This window comes from archaeon CG10_big_fil_rev_8_21_14_0_10_43_11, from assembly GCA_002763265.1.
In the GTDB taxonomy this organism is placed as follows: Archaea; Nanobdellota; Nanobdellia; order PEZQ01; family PEZQ01; genus PEZQ01.
This window is the reverse complement of the sequence record PEZQ01000001.1, coordinates 1-16,403: the sequence shown is the minus strand read 5'-3', so window position 1 is coordinate 16,403 and position 16,403 is coordinate 1. Positions and strand designations below refer to the sequence as shown.

The window sequence follows — 16,403 nt, the reverse complement described above, 5'->3', positions numbered from 1 at the left end:
TAGTTTCACCCGCCTCGGTAGCTCAGTGGTAGAGCGATTGCCTCGTAAGCAGTAGGTCGGGAGTTCGAATCTCTCCCGGGGCTCTTTTTACGTTTCTTTGGTACAGCTTTTTTTCTAAAAAAGGTGTTGTGCACTCCCCGCCGCTCCTTCTGAGCTCTATTCAATTAAAGCATGAATACACACAAACCAATAAAACAAGAAATAGTGCTCTTATTTTTCAAATTTTTCAAGAAAGATTTGTCTCTTTGACTTATCGACGTACATTTCTTTGTGCTTCCCAATGGAATCAAAATAATTCATGTTCAGAAAGTATTTTGTTCCATACTTATGCTTCTTTGATAATAACCACCCTCGTTTTTGTAAGTTCCTAATTATACTAGTATAATAGCGTCTATCTTGCTTGGAAACACATTTAGCGACATTCTTCTCGTACATAGAACCTGTGCCAAAACATTTGTTTTTTGCAAGATGAAAAAGAATGCGTGCCTCGTATTCCTGCTCGCTTTGAACACTTCTAAATGTATTGACCATTGTTTAATCAATGTTGGACAATATTTATAAGGCTATGTATTACAAGTAGTGAGTAGTAGGTGAAATGAAATGAACAAATTACTAAGTGAATTTTTAGGCAACACCCCCCATGCCAAGGTACTGTCCTACTTCTTAGACTATGATAATTATGACCATTCTAAAACAGATATAAGCAAAGAAACAGAGGTCTCTCGAACAACACTTCACAGAATAATCAAAGATATGATTGATTTAGGCATAATTGTTAAAACAAGAACAGTGGGAATGGCAACGATGTATATTATTAATAACAAAAATACGGTTGTCAAAAAATTGTTTGACGTTGAAAAAGAGTTAGTCATCAATGAACTTTCTAAGACAAGAGAGATACCTTCAAAGAACTAAAGCCTATCTGTCGCAGTTCTCATACTTTTTTCTTGAAACGCTGCGATATCACAAATAGTTTAGTAGTAGTTGTATGATAAAAAGTATTAGTCCTATTTTTCAAGCGTTACTTTCAATTTTCTTTTTTCAATTTTTGAAAATGGTTTTGGTTCAAGGCGCACGCGCGCAGGGCGCACGCGCGCTCCCATAACTTTCCAGTTAAGAATAGGAGGCTGGGCAAAATCAGGGTCAGTTTTGTATCGCGGATAAATATGCCAGTGCAGGTGCGCCACCCAATTGCCGTACAACGCGTAATTGAGCGTGTCTGGTGCTAAGACCTCTTGGACTGCTTTTGCAACAGTTCGCAGGTCATCACAAAATGCTGCGTATTCTTTTTTTGAAAGCTGCAACACATCAGTTTCGTGGCGTTTGAAAATAACTTGCACATGGCCATGATGCGCGCCGTCACCTTCACGCACCCTGCTTGTATCAGTTTCAAAAAGGATGTCTTTTTTTGGCAGAGAACAAAATGAACACGCACTCATCACGGGTATTACGCGCACGCGAGGTTCTTAAATTTAGAGGTCAAGCAAGCGAATTAAAGAATTTTTGCACAAGCGGCAGGGGGTCTTTTACTGTAACTGCGTCATCAGGCACAAATTGAGCGTACGCGCTCCATGCGTAGCGTTCATCAAGCAACACAATAACGCCAGAATCAGTTGAGCTTCGGATTGTTCTGCCTGCTGCCTGCAATACGCGCGTAAGCGCGGGCGCAATATATCCATAATTCCAGCCCTGAGAAAAACGCGTTTCATATTGCTTGATAAGTTCGTTTGTGTACACATCAGGCTTGCCAAGCGGCACGCCAACAACCAAGACCATGCGAAGCACGTCACCTGCAAAATCATAGCCTTCAGAAAAACTCCCGCCAACAACACCCAACAGTACGGCACCGCCTTTATTACCATACGTTTTGAATCGTTCAATAAACGCGGTTTTCTCTTCTTTTGAAAAGGAACGGTCCTCAATAAACAATGTTTTCTCACACGATTCTTCAATGTATGAGCGCACGCTTTTGAGTACTGCATAGGACGGAAAAAATACCGCTGTGTTGACTGGTGTATTATTCACTAAACGCAGGCAGTGCGCAGCAATGCGCGCGTATTGCGTGTCACTTCGCGATGAATATTTTGTGGTCGTGTCAGGAATAATAAATGTGCGCTTGTTCTTTTTTGGAAATGGTGAGGGGTATTCTTTGAGTGTTGCGTTTGAAAGCCCAAGCACGTCAGCGTACATGCGCAAAGGCTTGAGCGTGCCCGACATGAGAATTGATGCATGCGCACGTGATAACACGTTTTTTGTTGTAACTGCCGGGTCAAGGCAGCGCACACTCACGTGCGCGTATGCTTTTCCACTGCTGTACTCGCGTGACACAATGCGCACAAACTCGCTTCCCTGCGAGAGCCATGCTGAAAAAAAGTGAGAGAGGTTTGCACACGCACTTTTTCCCTCTTTTTCCAGCACTTTTTCAGAAATCCGGTCAAGATGAATAATCACGTCACCAAGGGTCATTGACCACATGCTCTCAAGACTGGAAAGCAACCATTCGCGCTCAACACGTGCTTCTTGAGGAATAAGGAGGATTTCGCGCTCTAAAAATTCTCCAAATTCTCTGAGCATCTCGCTGAGTTCTTTATCAAACGTTTCTGATTCCTTAGCTGCAGCGTACACGCCAAACGTGTTTGTTGAATCGCTTAACAGTTCGCGAATGCGTGAGGGAAGGTTGTGTGCTTCATCAATAATGATAATACTGTTTGACAGGCTTTTGTGCGCGAATTCAAATAAGGAATCACGAATCGTGTCATTAAACAAATGGTAATAATCAGCAACAACAATGCGCGCCTTTTTTCCAAGAAGCTGGGTCATAAAATATGGGCACACCCCATTACTTGAACAAAGAGAAATCACATCCTCCACATGCGAGGGCTCTTGTCTAAATCCGGTAAGAAGTGCTCGCGTTGTCTCGCTCAACTTTTTATCATCCCAAATCTCTGAATAGTACGAGCACGAATCTGTTGAGCGCAAGCGGCGGCATTTTTCGCCAAAATCGCGAGATGACAACACATTCACATCGCTGTTCACGCACATGGCGCGCCTGCCAATTAAATCCATAACCGGCACTTTTTTGCCGCTTTTTTTCGCGATTTGTACAAGCGTGTCAACAACGATTTTGTGCTGGGTGTGGCGCGAAGTAAGAAAGAATATAGTCAAATCGTGCTCGCTTGCAGCCTTGAGCGCGGGTGCGAGCACTGCTGCTGTTTTTCCAAGACCCGTTGGTGCCTGGGCAAACAGCACGCCTTTGTTTTTGATAGTTGCAGCTACATCAAGTATTAATTGGTCCTGGCTTGGTCGCATTGTTTCATGCGCAAAAAATTCCATTACACGCCTTAAGGGAGCCGTGTATAAAATGCTTTTTGATTGCGTGACCGCTAGACGCTCATCCTTCATACGCGCATACGTTTTCGTGGTCAATAGTTGAGTCTTGTTTGCAAAAGCGTGTGAGCTTTTTTTCAACATTAATGTGGGGCGGGAAAAAACGCCAGCCAAATCCAATGAACTTCACGCCAATCAAAGGCGTGCACCCAAAGTTTTTTGCAAACAACATTAACTGCGTAAGTTGCTCATTTGCCACGTACACGCTTTTTTTACGCGTTGCTTTTACTTCAACAGCAAACACGCGCGCGTCTTTTCCCACAACAAGGTCAGGTGAAGGAAATTGTGATGAACCGCTTCCTGCAACGCGCACGCCCGAAAATCCGCGTTCATGAAATTGCGCGAGCAACTCGCGCTCGTATATGCTCCCCTTTCTCTTGCTCATACCACTAGGTTAATTAATCCTGTTTGAACTAAAAAACCTTAATGGTCTACAAACTCGACATGCACGTGCATTCCCGCTATAGTGACGGAACAAACAGCGTCAAAGAATTGATTCGCGCAACAAAACACCAAGGCATTGACGGGTTTGCGCTCACTGACCATGACACGCTCAAAGGACTTGCGCACGTAAAAAACACGCGCGCCCTCGTGATTCCTGGCTGTGAGATTAGCACGCAAGGCGGACACGTGCTCGCATACGGCATTCAAGAATGCGTGCCAAAAGACTTGCCGGTTGAAGAAGCACTCGAACGCGTGCACGAACAAGGGGCGCTTGCAGTGTGCGCACATCCCTTTGATTTTCTTTTCAAAGGTGTCTCAAACTTCAAAGCGTACGCGTTTGACGGGGTTGAAGTCCTTAACGCACTCAACCTTGACAGCTACTCAAACACGCGCGCGCAAAAACGCGCGCACAACATGATTCACACCGGAGGCAGTGACGCGCATCTTTACCAATCAATGGGCTTTGCCTACACTCTGTTTGAATCACTTGATTCTGTTGATGACGTTCTTGTGCAACTAAAAAAGAAACAAAACAGGGTAGGCGGTCGTGTGTTACGTGCAAAAGAATATATTGCACTCTCAAAACAAATACAAAGCAGTAATGACCGCATAAAACATTGTGTTCTCACCCGACTTGCACAACCCATTATCAACACATTACCCCTTCAAGCAGGAGTGCTTATTGCACGTGGCGTGATACCCTTTATCCGTGCTACAAGCTATGCGCGCGAACTTGTATCTTATCTGCGCGCGTAAACTAAAAACAAGATGATAAACGCGCCAGCAAGCACACCCAAAGAAAAATAGACGGGATTTGCACCAAGCTCATCAAAGCGCAAAATCTTGAAAGAAATAAGCCGCACTGATTCGTCTTGCAGTTGCGACAAGTCAAGTGCATCAATCACGCTTGATGACAGTCCCGCGTACTGGTATGCATAATTCACGTAACGAAGCGCATCAACCACGTTATTGCTTTTTTTGTGGTCTTGTGCAAACGTGACATATGCTAAAGACAAGAGCGGCAGGGTTCCGCGTTCTTTTTCACGCGCAATGCTGTTGAGGGCGAGCGCGCGTTTTCGTTCATACAAATTAATGAGTGCTTCTTCATTGAGGTTTCGAACTTCCATAACCAAATTTGCATCACCCCGCGCTTTAAGCGCTTCAAAAATGGCGCGGACATAGTTTTCTTCAAACAAATAGGTTTGTGCACTGTTAAGTGTTTGAGACAGTCCTGACCCGTCAAGCCCATCAATAACCGTTGACGCGTACGTAAGCGACGACTCTGCTTGACTTACGCGTTCATTTGCAAGCTCTGCAATAGCATCAAAACTAAACTCAATAGTGGTTGTGTTTGGAAGCGCATCAATACTTGAAAGCCACGTTTCTGCGGTTTGTAGACGTTCCTTAGCAACTGCGGCATTATAGAGCGCGCCAAACACATCATTAGTGTTTTGCGCATTATACGCGCTTTCAAGAAGATATTTTGATTCATAAAAACGGTCAAGCGCGGTCATGAAAAGCTCAACTGCATTAAGGTTGTGAAGGGTTTTGTTTCTGCTCATAGACAACTCCCATGCGGCTATTTCTTGGGAAATGTTTGCAAGCGTTTGATTCACAAACTCATTTTTTGAAAGCGCGGTGTCGTAGGAAAGGAGAAATGACGCGTAGCGCACGTCAATGCTTGTTTGCAGTGCTTTTGAAGCAGCAACATAATACTCCTCTTTGGCAATATACGACGTGATGTTTTGAATGCTTTGATTTCTTGCATCAAGAATTTCTTTTACCTCATCCTTGAGCGCGTCTGACGCATTACTCATGCCAAACACGCGCGTTGTGTTTTCATACAGCACTGACACGTAGTTAACAAGCCGTGAGCTCATCGCGTACATGACCGACGTGTAGAGCGAGTTTATGAGTTCAGACTGGTTTGTCATTTCTTGCTCAATTGCGTAGCCCGTAAAAGCCTCAAACGCGTACTCAACATCTTCTGCTTCCTGCACGCTCACATTCCAGGTTGTTTGCGCGTATTCACTGATATTAGTGAGCACGCCATCAATCACATCAAACGATTGGGTTGGCGGGACAAGCACGCGTGAAAAACCACCGTTATATGCTGCCTGAACTTTTTCAAAAGCAGAGCCGATTGTGCCAATTGAACCATCAGGATTAATAGTGCCCGTCATAATAACATCAGACATAACGGGTGTTTTAGTGAGCGCTGCCATGGTGGCAACAGCCATTGACGCGCCAGCAGAAGGACCGCCTATAATTGGAGCATTGCTTCGAATAACATAAAAAAAGTCATACGCCTTACAATCAATACGAAGCGAAAGACACGCAACATCTTTTGCAAGACGCGCAGACGCCTGCGTATCAATTTTTGTAAGCGGCAGCGTGTCAAGAAACACGCGACCCTCACCATCATGTACTTCAACATCAAGACTCGCAATTGCACCTATCGCGCCCTCATCTGTTTCCTGCACGCCAATAAGCGGCAAGTGCACGTTTGATTCAAATGCGTGCGCTTGCGACAAAAGAAGCACAAAACAACCAAAAAACACAAGCACTCTCTTCATACTACCAGAATTCATTAAGGCTCTTATGCTATAAACATGTTGTTATAACCACTGCTTAGGGGCGAATCCACGCTGACTCGTAATACGTAACATCCTCATCAGCATCAACAATACCAATCATGATGCTCTTTTTTACTGAGTGCGCAACCCTGTTTTTTGCAACCCACTCACGCCACGAGAACGTGCTATGCTCTTTTGCCACAAATAAAAGCCAGCGCGAATGGTCATGGCCGGGCAGGCTGCCTTTATCGTAGACCGCAAAATCAGCCCCGTACTTAAGGGCGGGAATAAGAAAATAACCTTTATTTCGTAAATCCCGAAACACGGTGTAACGTTCAACAAAGCGCTTATCAGACCGTAACGCGCGTTTCATAAACGCAGGCACGGAAAGCGTGCGATTCGTATAATCCGACACCACGAGTTTTTCGTCTTCAACAAGGTAGAGCGCTTCAATAAGAGAGAGTGTGACGCGCGTTTTATTCATCTTTCCCAAATGATTTTTTGAAACAAGAAGTTCAGCAGTATCCTTATTGTCTTTTGTTTTCTCAATAATCACCGCACCGTGCACGAGCTTAGCGCTCAATAGTGGTCTTCTCATACTCAGTGTTTGCGTCATCACGTCTTAAAAATCTTACGAGACGCCCCCTCTTATGATAAGCAAGCACGCCAAAAACAAGTAAGATAATCAGTATGAGGTATCCGCGCTCAGCACCATTGCCATTAGATGTCACATACCCAATAATTTGGGGTGCCGTATTTTGGCGTGAAAACAGAATTTTCGCGCTTCCAACAAGGGTATCCTCTGAAAATGCGTTCACCACGAGCTCGTATGCGTTCTCAGTAGCGTTTTGAGGGGGAATAACAATCAGGTTTGCTTTAAGCAACTCACCGGGGGCAAGCATAATGGTGCCTGGCGTTCGCGCATGCACCCATGAGCCTGCTGAACCTGAAAATTCAAGTGTGTAAGATGCGCTTTGAAAACCCTGATTTTCAAGGATAAGGGGAACGTTATAATGCTCCAGCACGCTTAGTATGTAATTTTCTTGGGCGGGTGTAATGCGCGCTTTAATTGCTTCCTGAGCTGAAACCACACCAACTGTGGCGTGGAGTGCGGCAGTTGTGTTACACACGCTCAGTTCACGCACAAAAATAGTCATGTCTTTTGTGCCAAGCGCGCATGACGCGTACACGAGCGGGATTACGGTGGTTTGGTTTGGTTGCAAGAATACGGCTGGTTTTGAAATATTCAGTTCTTTTGCATCAGAACTAAACTCATAGGATTGTTCAAACGCGCCCGTGTTCGTAAGCGACATATTAAACCAGACAGGCGCGCATGCCGTAGCGTTGTGCACGGGAATGGGCAGCGCGTTAAATGAGTAACAATCATCAACCACAATGCGTGTTGTCGTGTTTTGTTCGCCAACCGCATTTTTTGCTGATACAAAGAATGTCGCGTCATACGTACCCTGCTCATCGCACGCGGGCGGGACAGTAACACTCACGTTTTGAGCGCTTCCTGACGCGAGGGTGAGCGTGTTGTTTTCTACGTGCACGCCAGGCGGCGCAACAACGCGCAGCGCGTAGTTGTCAGAGGTAATGCCGGTGTTTTGCACAAGAAGATTAAACGTAAGATTCTGGTTTTCGCAAACACTCACAAGAGGTGGCGCGTACGCCTTAAAATCGCTGCAGCGAGAAACGCCGGTTTCAAGCTTAATTGATTGTTGAACGTACGTGTTTGCAATGTCAACAACAAGTGAAAAATTGCCTGTTTTCTCTGACGGGTAGAAAAACAAAAACAGTTTTCGCGACTCTTTGCGGGGAATGACTAGTGCGTTTGTTCCTTCCTTGCTGAGTTTTGCAAATTCAGCGCCACTCCCGCTTACACTCACATTTAAAATTTCATCATACGCGCCGGTGTTTTCAACAATGATTTCAAACTCGTCTGACGTGAACAAGCACACCTCTTTTTTAACAGCATCCGCGTTAATACGCAGCTCATGACAATTTTTGAGCACCACGCTGACTGGTTTTTTGATGCGAACGTCTTGTGTTTGTGCTTCAACAAAAAATGCGTACTCACCGTACTCGCGGGATTTTGCGCTTACCACGCCATAGAATTCTTTTGACTCATTGGGCATAAGCGTATCGTTAGCAGGAATAATGCTCACCCCCACATGAGAGTTTGCTACGTCAACTGGTGCGAGTAAAACTGACACAGGATGTGGTTGCGGGTTTTTCACAATAATCGTAAAGGTCTTGACTTCGCTGTCGCACAATTCAATTGCGTGAATCGGGGTTTCTACCTGGATTTGACCAAGCGCATATGAGTGCACCAGAGCAAGGGCAAGAAAAAAAAGCATGCTTTTATGTGTAAAACTTTTCAAAATCTGACACCTCTGTTTTTCCGTTTGAGCGCCGCAGGTACAAAAACACGACAACACCAAGAAGTGCAAGAACAGGAAGAGCAAGTATAACTGGTTTTCCAGCAGAAACCACAAAACCAGTAATAATATTACCATCATCTAAAACAACAAGGTTCAGCTCTTTTTCAAACACGTTGCCCGTCTCATTAGACACAACAAGTGAAAGAACATGCGTGCCTGCACCAACATCCCGTGTGGTTGTTACATATACGTATGCTTCCAGTTCTTCAAATGCACCAAGAGTAAGGGTATCAGCAGGAAGAATATGCACGTCAAAACCTGATGGCGGGACAAGCACCTCAACAGAGAGCGTGCTTGACGATGATTTATTATTAAACATGCGAATCGTGTATACTCCTGCTTTTGCGGGCTCAACTGATTGCTCGCTTGTTACAAGAGACGCAAACACGCCGTCATGCAGGGGTTCATCTTCAGCACTCATATGGTTAAACACAAATGCGTCTGAAGCACACGTATCTGTTGAGAGCGAACACACTGAAACAGACACGCTGTTTCTGCCAAAACCAAAGGCGTCAGTAAGATAAAACAAGAACGGAACGGTTTTACGCTCGCCCGGCTCAAGGGTAATAAGACGCAACTCCAGCGTTGCGTCACGCGCGTTTGCGGTAATTGCATATGAATCAGGCACGTTTCCGGTATTTGTTATAAGAATATCACGTGAAACCTCGTCTCCCACTTCAATAACGTCAACGTGATGCGAATTAAGACGCATGATAAAATCATACGTTTCGTGGGCAATAGGAAGGGAATGTGCAACCTGCGCGCTTGTGCCCAGGCTTTCTGCTAAAAAAGTGATTTCAAGGGCGTTCTCGTACACGTTATGCGGTATATCAAGAGGCAACGTAATGCGTGCACTTGTGTGAGCAGAAATAAGTGATGAAAGAGCGCTTTGAAGCGACACATACGGTCCAAGCGTGAAACCCGCGCTCACGCGCTCAGAAAAATCACCATCATTTGTCACGGTAAGCGTGATTGTTCCTGCGTCCCCGGGAAAGTACGTTATTCTGTCAAACAGAACGTCAGTAATCGAGATGTGGTGAATATCCCGTTTTGGGTACACCACAACATCAAAAACGTGTTCAAATATAACGCGCGTATCATCATATGCGACGAGTTTAAGCGTGTTATAGGGGGTGCTGAATTCTAGCGGCGCTGAAAAGATGAGGGTTAGCGTTTTTGTTTCTTTGGCGTCAAATACTACCCGTGTTTGTTCAAGACTCACATAGTTAAAGCGGCTAAGATTTCCTTGTACATCTTCAAGCTCAAAATCATACGTGATTGCTGCGTCTTGCGTGTTTTTGAACGTGAATGATTCCCGCAGGATTCGGTCTTCATAGGTTACATACTCTGTTTTAGCCGTTGTGAGTGCAACACCACCGGGAAGAACCCTGAGTTCATGCGTTTTTTTAGCAGCGAGCTCGCCATCAGCATACACTAAAAGCGTGAAGTCGTACACGCCGGGTACGACATCAGCAGTATCAAGCAACAGCGGAAGCGACGTGCTCTTACCCGGATCAATGCGCACGTTTGTGCTTTGCAATCGTAGGCGTTTACCATCAGCAAGAGAGCCTGAAAGGTCAAACACAAATAACTCGGCGCTGCCGGTGTTTTCAATAGTAATCGCGTGCTCGCTATACGTATCCTCTAGCACGCTTATAGCAGGAATATAAGAAATACGCGCGGTTTTTACCACATTAATAATATCAACTAAATGTTCAGCAACAACAAAACCATTAACTCGCGCACTTATAATAAGCGGTATGCTGGTTCCAATAAAATACTCATGGTGCATGCGGATTGGAACAGAAACGCTTTCACCTGCTTCAAAATGCACGGTTTCGTAGAGTGAATCAACCACACCAAGAAGCGACGGCTCTCTTCGGTGCGTGAGTGTTTGAAGCGCAACATCACGAACAGGACCATTATTTGTAATTGTAACAAAAAGCGTTGAAAACGCGTCTCCCGCAAGATTGTGCGAAGATGGCGCGTCAATTAAGATGCTTGCGTCCTGCGCAAAAGCAACACTACCAAAACCAAGAGCACATAATAAAACAAAAAGAAACGCACGTTGTTTCATCACTGTGGAGTGAGAAAAAGGCGGTTAAAAAGCTTTTCTATGTAAAAAAGCGTGTTTTCTGCCTCTGATGTGTGTTATTCTTCATCGAGCACTGCTCTCGTATTAGATACCCATCGTCACAGCCAAAAAACACGAATAGTAACACATACAGGGAGTGCTTTTTAACGTTTGCGCCCCCTATATTTGATTGCAGAAAAGAACATAAGCACAAAGTGTAGTATATTCTTTGGTGGTTAATTCGGGATTTGATATTACATCACTTAGTTTTACGCCTGCGACTTTTGAACCGCTCTTTGAGCAGCACGGGCTTTCACCACGCTATTATGAGGATGTGTTTATCACAACCGCGTACGCCAACCAAACGGTTTTTGACGTGCTCGAACACGTTTCAGATGCTGCTTTAAAAGAATTTCTCAAAAAAAGCATGCACCACCTGAGCGGAAAGCATGATTTTTTAGTCATGCTTGAAGAAGCGCGCACCTTGTTCTCGCGTTCAAGCGGGTTTGCGCTTATTGAAGAAACATACGCCCTGCTCAATGACGCTCCAGCAAAAGGCACGCTACCGCTGCGAAGCCTGCTTCGCACACTTGAAACAATCGTGTTTCCAAATATTGAGCGAAAACTCAAAACGCGCGGAAAAGATAAGTTAAGTTCACTTGTTGCGCAAACAAAGCACAGCGTGCTTCGAAAACTTGATTTCTTGAGTGTGATAAGCAGACAAAACGAAAAAATCCCGCCAAAAGAAGATATTCTTGCACTCCTGCCCCGTGCACTCATATTTTTAGCACTCTCAGACCTCCTCAACAAGCATGCTGATGATGAAGTGATTGTACTTGCATGCGCAATAACCCTCACGTTCTGACCGTGTTACTGCATAACTTTTTTAAAGAGCAGGATTGTAGGGTTAATTACGATGAACGGTGGTCGTCTTCTGCAATGCGCAAAATACTGACATTTTTTCTAGGTTGCATCATAAAACAGGGGAGACAGCATGAAACAAACTAATGATATTCGCGCACATGAAAAGAAATGGCAAAAGCGTTGGAACGACGACCATGTGTTTGAAGCAGAGCCTGGAAAAAAACAAAAGTTCTTTATCACAACACCATACCCCTACATTTCAGGCAGTCTTCACATCGGGCACGCGCGCGTCGTGGTTGAAGCAGATGTGTATTCACGATTTATAAGAATGCGCGGGAAAAACACGCTTTTTCCTATGGCATTTCACATCACGGGCACACCGGTTCTTGGAATCAGTCTTGCTATTGTAAATAAGGACAAAGAAAAAACCAAGATTTATGAAGGCTATGTCAAAGCCTATGAAACCAATCCCAAAAAAGTCAAAAAAATTCTTGAATCTTTTAAAGACCCGCAAAACATTGTTGATTTTTTCATCCCGAAAATGATAAGTGAATACCAAACACTGGGTGTTGGCATTGACTGGAGAAGAAGTTTCACTTCAGGGGATGTAATCCATCAAAAACTTGTAGAATGGCAATTTAAGCACTATTTCAAAAAAAAGTTTCTTGTGCGCGGCCAGTACCCCGTGCTCTACAGCAAAACGCTTCAAAACGCAGTAGGTGAAGATGATATTAGTGAAGGCGATTCTAACCCGGTTGAAAAACAAGAGTTTATCCTTCTTAAATTCAAATACGGCGACGCGCACCTTATTGCAGCAACGCTTCGACCAGAAACCATGTATGGTCAAACCAACCTGTGGGTAAATCCTCAGGTGACCTATGTAAAAGCACGCGTTGATAATGAAACGTGGATTATAAGCAAAGAATGCGCAGACAAGCTTGCACACCAAAACCATAGTGTTGAAATAGGTTCAACCATTCCCGGAAAAGACCTTATAGGCATGTACTGCAAAGCACCGGTTATTGAACGCGATATTATTATTCTTCCAAGCTCATTTCCCGACCCTGATATTGGAACAGGGCTTGTTACAAGCGTGCCAAGCGACGCGCCCTATGATTATGTTGCGCTCAAAGAACTGCAAGAATCAACAGACCTGCAAAAAAGGTATGGGCTGAGCAAAGCCGTGCTTCAAAACATATCTCTTATTCCCATCATAAAAAGCAAGGGTTACGGTGAGTTTCCCGGAAAAGAAGCAAGCGAAAAATACAAGATTACTCGTGTTACACAAGTTGAACTTCTTGAAAAAGCAACGCATGAAGTGTACAAAGCAGGCCACCACACCGGCGTGATGCGCGACAATTGCTCTCTTATTGCAGGCATGCCTGTGAACAAAGCAAGCGAAAAAATAGGTAACACGCTCAAAAAACAGGCAAAAGCAAGCAGCATGTGGGAAACATCACGAAAAGCAGAGTCGCGCGATGGCGGAAAAATAATTGTAGCAGTGCTTGACAACCAGTGGTTTTTGGATTTCAATGCAGACGCATGGAAAGACAAAGGCAGAAGCGTGCTCAAACAACTCGCAATCCAGCCAGAAAAATATCGCAAACAATTTCTTGACGTGTTTGACTGGCTTGACAAGCGACCGTGCGCGCGAAAGCGCGGACTTGGCACACGCTTGCCAATGGACCCGCAATGGATGATTGAATCGCTTTCAGACTCAACTATTTACATGAGTCTCTACCCTATTGCGCACAAAATACGAGAGCAGGGCTTAGGGGAAAAAGAACTTACTCCTGACTTTTTTGAGTACGTGCTTCTTGGTAAGGGCAGTGCAAGCGACGCGAGCAAAAAAACAGGAGTAAAAAAACGCGTTCTAGAAGCTATGCGCAATGAATTTGATTACTGGTATCCAAACGACCACCGGCACACGTTTGTCAACCACCTGCCAAACCACTTATCATTTTCAGTGCTCGCGCACGCAGCTATCTTTCCAAAAAAGTATTGGCCAAAAAAATACTCGTTTCATGGTCTTGTTATTAGCAGCGGAGAAAAGATGAGCAAGAGCAAAGGCAACGTAGTAACACTTCTTGATGTGCGCACAAAGTATGGCGCAGACCCGTTTAGAGCAATCTTATGCAACACAACAAGCGTTGAAGGCACGTTTAACTGGGAAACTGATGAAGTACAAAAAATGCAAAAACACATGCAAAAAGTGTATGAAAAAATCATGTGCGCAATTAAAAACGCAAAAAAAGGAGTGGTGCAAAACGATTTTAGCGCCGCAGTCTCACGCATTGAGAACGCAAACAAAAAAGCAACACACTACCTTAGTGAGATGAATCTTCGCGAGTACTCAACTATCATACTCTACGAGTTGATGAATATCTACTCAAAAATTGAACAAACAAAAACTGTGTCTCCTGAGTTCAATTATTATATTGCACAAAAATGGATTCCAATGCTTGCACCGCTTGTACCCCATCTTGCAGAAGAATTATGGGAACAGTTTGGCGCCAAAGGATATGTTTCGCGTGCTGCGTGGCCAAAAACAGATGAGAAAAAAATCAATCCTGTAGCTGAAGCAAAAGAACGACTTATTGAACAACTTGAACAGGATATCAAAACTGTGCAGCGGCTTATTGGCAAAACAAAAACAAACCATATCACCATCATCACCTCAGAATCCTGGAAGCGCGCGCTCTACGAGCAATTGCAAACGCTCATGGGAAAAACCAAAAACCCAAAAGAAATTATGAGCACGCTTATGAAATCTGACGCGCGAAAACACGGCAAGCAAGTGCAAAAAATCCTTCTTGTAGTGACAAAAGACCACACCAAAATGCCTGACGTGCTCTTAAGCAAAAAAGAAGAACTAAGCACGCTTGAGTCAGGAAAAAAACAGCTTGAAAACGTGTTTGGAGCAGATATAACTCTTATAGACGGCGATAAAACAGACAATCAAAAAAAGCGAAACGCTGCACCTATGAAACCTGCAATTCTTGTTGAATAGTAATCTTTTTAAATGGAAACGTGAATTTTGTTAGTGATGAAGGGCATCGCGTATGCAACTGAGAACTTACAAGAAACCACTGCCCATTGCTTATCTGACCTTATTGAATACGACGCGAGAACAAGCCCGCAACACAACTATCTTAAGGCATGCGCGTTTATTTCAGCTCAATACGACTCGCGAACACGCCGGGCACACGCACTCTACAAAAACGGGAGCACAGGAGAGCCAAACAGCATACACCATGAGTATGAGCTTCGCGTTAAACCAAAACCCCACTTCAAAAAAGGAAAAAACGGCAAAATAAACACACAACCTCTCGGCTCCTGTGATTTACTCGTACTCTATGAAGGAGGCGTGCGTGCTGACATTATAGAAGCAGGTTCAACAAACCTCTTTAAAAAAATAAAATATGTCCGCTTGCTCAAAGAATCAGGATTTCAAAATGTGCAACTCACTGCAGCCCTTATCACACCACCGGGCGTGCAAAAAAAGAAGAAAAAGAAGAAACGAAATCACATCTATGCAAAAAACAATCCTAACCTAAAAGAAAGGGCGTGGCATCTTCTTGAAAGCGGCTTTGACCGCGTCATCTATTTTGAAGACCCGCTTTGGCGAAGAAAACATAACGCAGAAAACAAAGAATACAACGCCATTGTTAAAGACTTCCAACAAAGAGAATCAAACGGGTGGAAGGTGACAAAGAGCAACTACTACAAACCATTTGTAGAATTCTGGCTTGAGCAGCGCGATGGAAAAGACGTAATGTGTTTCAAAGCGCTTACTATCGAAAGCTTATTATAAGCTGTTGCGCGTTTTTGAGCGCGTAATGACGCGAAATGGCGTGTTCACCTACTCGTATACGCTTGTTCTTTCTGCACTCCTTGCTCTTGTCATGCTCAACCTTCTCTTTTTTGCACACCAAAGCGTCACAAAAACACACAACGCGCTTCTTGAATACGAAACGGTTAACGGCATAAGTCTTGTCTCAAGCCAACTGCTTGGCATGCCCGGCAATATACGAGTAGAACACGCGCGCCAAGACAACACCCCTCTTTGGTCACAAGGACAAACCCTTAACGGAGTGTATGTGCAAACAACACTCGACCAAAATGTGAGTGTCACAAGCACGGGCAGGCGCGTGGTGTTTAAAAAACAAAACCAAACCGTGGTGGTGTCTGATGATTGATGAATTTTTTACTATCACTGCATACACGCTTATTGCATCAGCATTCATACTCATGCTCTTCACGCACGCGCAGGCGTTAGCTGAGGACACGGCGCGCGCGTACGCGTACGAAGAAGCACTCGTGCACGCGCACAGCATTGCCTATCAGTCTCTCTCTTTTTCTGATGCCTGCGCGCGCTCAAAACAACATGACGCGCACATCAGCGTTCACTCAATTACAACCAATGAAACGTGTGAAACTGGTTTTGCAACGCGCAGAGAAACACGTGCAAGCGTGACCCTTCCTTTTAGCGTTGGCAGCGAGTTTTTTGAGGTGATGGTGCGTGAATAAACGTGGAGCGCTTAATGCGTACGTGTTTGTTATTGTTCTTGGCATCGTACTTGTTCTTGCTGCAACACTTAGCATCCATGCCCC

15 protein-coding genes and 1 tRNA gene are annotated in these 16,403 nt (G+C 44.5%); 8 read left to right on the top strand and 8 right to left on the bottom strand.

The features are described 5' to 3' along the window. Nucleotides 1-11: 11 nt before the first annotated feature. Nucleotides 12-83 (top strand) — tRNA-Thr (locus tag COT72_00080). Nucleotides 84-210: 127 nt separating this feature from the next. On the opposite strand, the gene COT72_00075 is transcribed toward COT72_00080, so the two are convergent. Beyond that, nucleotides 211-531 (bottom strand): hypothetical protein, encoded by a 321-nt coding sequence (locus COT72_00075; protein ID PIO00618.1) that lies wholly within the window; start codon nt 529-531, stop codon nt 211-213. A gap of 69 nt (nt 532-600) precedes the next feature. Here COT72_00075 and COT72_00070 point away from each other — a divergent pair, with 69 nt between their 5' ends. Further along, nucleotides 601-915 (top strand): hypothetical protein, encoded by a 315-nt coding sequence (locus COT72_00070; protein PIO00617.1) that lies wholly within the window; start codon nt 601-603, stop codon nt 913-915. A 92-nt stretch (nt 916-1,007) separates the two neighbouring features. Here the strand turns inward: COT72_00070 and COT72_00065 are convergent, their stop codons facing one another. Genes COT72_00065 through COT72_00055 form a run of 3 tightly spaced genes read right to left on the bottom strand, consistent with a single transcriptional unit; the run spans nt 1,008 to nt 3,772 of the window. After that, nucleotides 1,008-1,439 carry a hypothetical protein gene (locus COT72_00065; protein PIO00616.1) on the bottom strand — a complete coding sequence of 144 codons (432 nt, stop codon included), beginning with the start codon at nt 1,437-1,439 and terminating at the stop codon, nt 1,008-1,010. 40 nt (nt 1,440-1,479) lie between these two features. Further along, nucleotides 1,480-3,471 carry a hypothetical protein gene (locus COT72_00060; protein PIO00615.1) on the bottom strand — a complete coding sequence of 664 codons (1,992 nt, stop codon included), beginning with the start codon at nt 3,469-3,471 and terminating at the stop codon, nt 1,480-1,482. Then, nucleotides 3,392-3,772, bottom strand: coding sequence for a Holliday junction resolvase (locus COT72_00055; GenBank protein PIO00614.1), 381 nt, complete (start codon nt 3,770-3,772; stop codon nt 3,392-3,394). Before COT72_00055 ends, COT72_00060 begins: the two co-directional genes overlap by 80 nt. A gap of 41 nt (nt 3,773-3,813) precedes the next feature. On the opposite strand from COT72_00055, the gene COT72_00050 reads away from it, so the two are divergent. Further along, nucleotides 3,814-4,587, top strand: a complete 774-nt coding sequence (locus tag COT72_00050; GenBank protein ID PIO00613.1) for a hypothetical protein — start codon at nt 3,814-3,816, stop codon at nt 4,585-4,587. Here the strand turns inward: COT72_00050 and COT72_00045 are convergent. From COT72_00045 to COT72_00030, 4 genes are read right to left on the bottom strand one after another with little or no spacing between them, the layout of a single operon-like run. Further along, the gene (locus tag COT72_00045; protein PIO00612.1) at nt 4,572-6,422 is read right to left on the bottom strand and encodes a hypothetical protein; all 1,851 of its coding nucleotides are present in this window, start codon (nt 6,420-6,422) and stop codon (nt 4,572-4,574) included. The genes COT72_00050 and COT72_00045 overlap by 16 nt on opposite strands. Before the next feature lie 40 nt (nt 6,423-6,462). Beyond that, on the bottom strand, nt 6,463-7,023 hold the full coding sequence (gene endA, locus COT72_00040) for a tRNA-intron lyase (GenBank protein ID PIO00611.1): 561 nt from the start codon (nt 7,021-7,023) through the stop codon (nt 6,463-6,465). Further along, nucleotides 6,980-8,791, bottom strand: coding sequence for a hypothetical protein (locus COT72_00035; GenBank protein ID PIO00610.1), 1,812 nt, complete (start codon nt 8,789-8,791; stop codon nt 6,980-6,982). Before COT72_00035 ends, endA begins: the two co-directional genes overlap by 44 nt. Then, complete coding sequence (locus tag COT72_00030) at nt 8,772-10,928, bottom strand: hypothetical protein (protein ID PIO00609.1); 2,157 nt, start codon at nt 10,926-10,928, stop codon at nt 8,772-8,774. The genes COT72_00035 and COT72_00030 overlap by 20 nt, the downstream gene beginning before the upstream one ends. A gap of 229 nt (nt 10,929-11,157) precedes the next feature. Between COT72_00030 and COT72_00025 the strand changes: the two genes are divergently transcribed. From COT72_00025 to COT72_00005, 5 genes are all read left to right on the top strand, one after another. Further along, entirely contained in the window at nt 11,158-11,790 is a 633-nt protein-coding gene (locus tag COT72_00025) for a hypothetical protein (protein PIO00608.1), read from the top strand. Nucleotides 11,791-11,919: 129 nt separating this feature from the next. Beyond that, complete coding sequence (gene leuS / locus COT72_00020; protein ID PIO00607.1) at nt 11,920-14,799, top strand: leucine--tRNA ligase; 2,880 nt, start codon at nt 11,920-11,922, stop codon at nt 14,797-14,799. Between the two features lie 36 nt (nt 14,800-14,835). Then, the gene (locus COT72_00015) at nt 14,836-15,603 is read left to right on the top strand and encodes a hypothetical protein (GenBank protein PIO00606.1); all 768 of its coding nucleotides are present in this window, start codon (nt 14,836-14,838) and stop codon (nt 15,601-15,603) included. A 25-nt stretch (nt 15,604-15,628) separates the two neighbouring features. Beyond that, a complete protein-coding gene (locus COT72_00010; protein ID PIO00605.1) occupies nt 15,629-15,988 on the top strand; it encodes a hypothetical protein in 360 nt (119 codons plus the stop codon). Continuing rightward, nucleotides 15,981-16,319, top strand: a complete 339-nt coding sequence (locus COT72_00005; protein PIO00604.1) for a hypothetical protein — start codon at nt 15,981-15,983, stop codon at nt 16,317-16,319. The genes COT72_00010 and COT72_00005 overlap by 8 nt, the downstream gene beginning before the upstream one ends. Nucleotides 16,320-16,403: the final 84 nt, after the last annotated feature.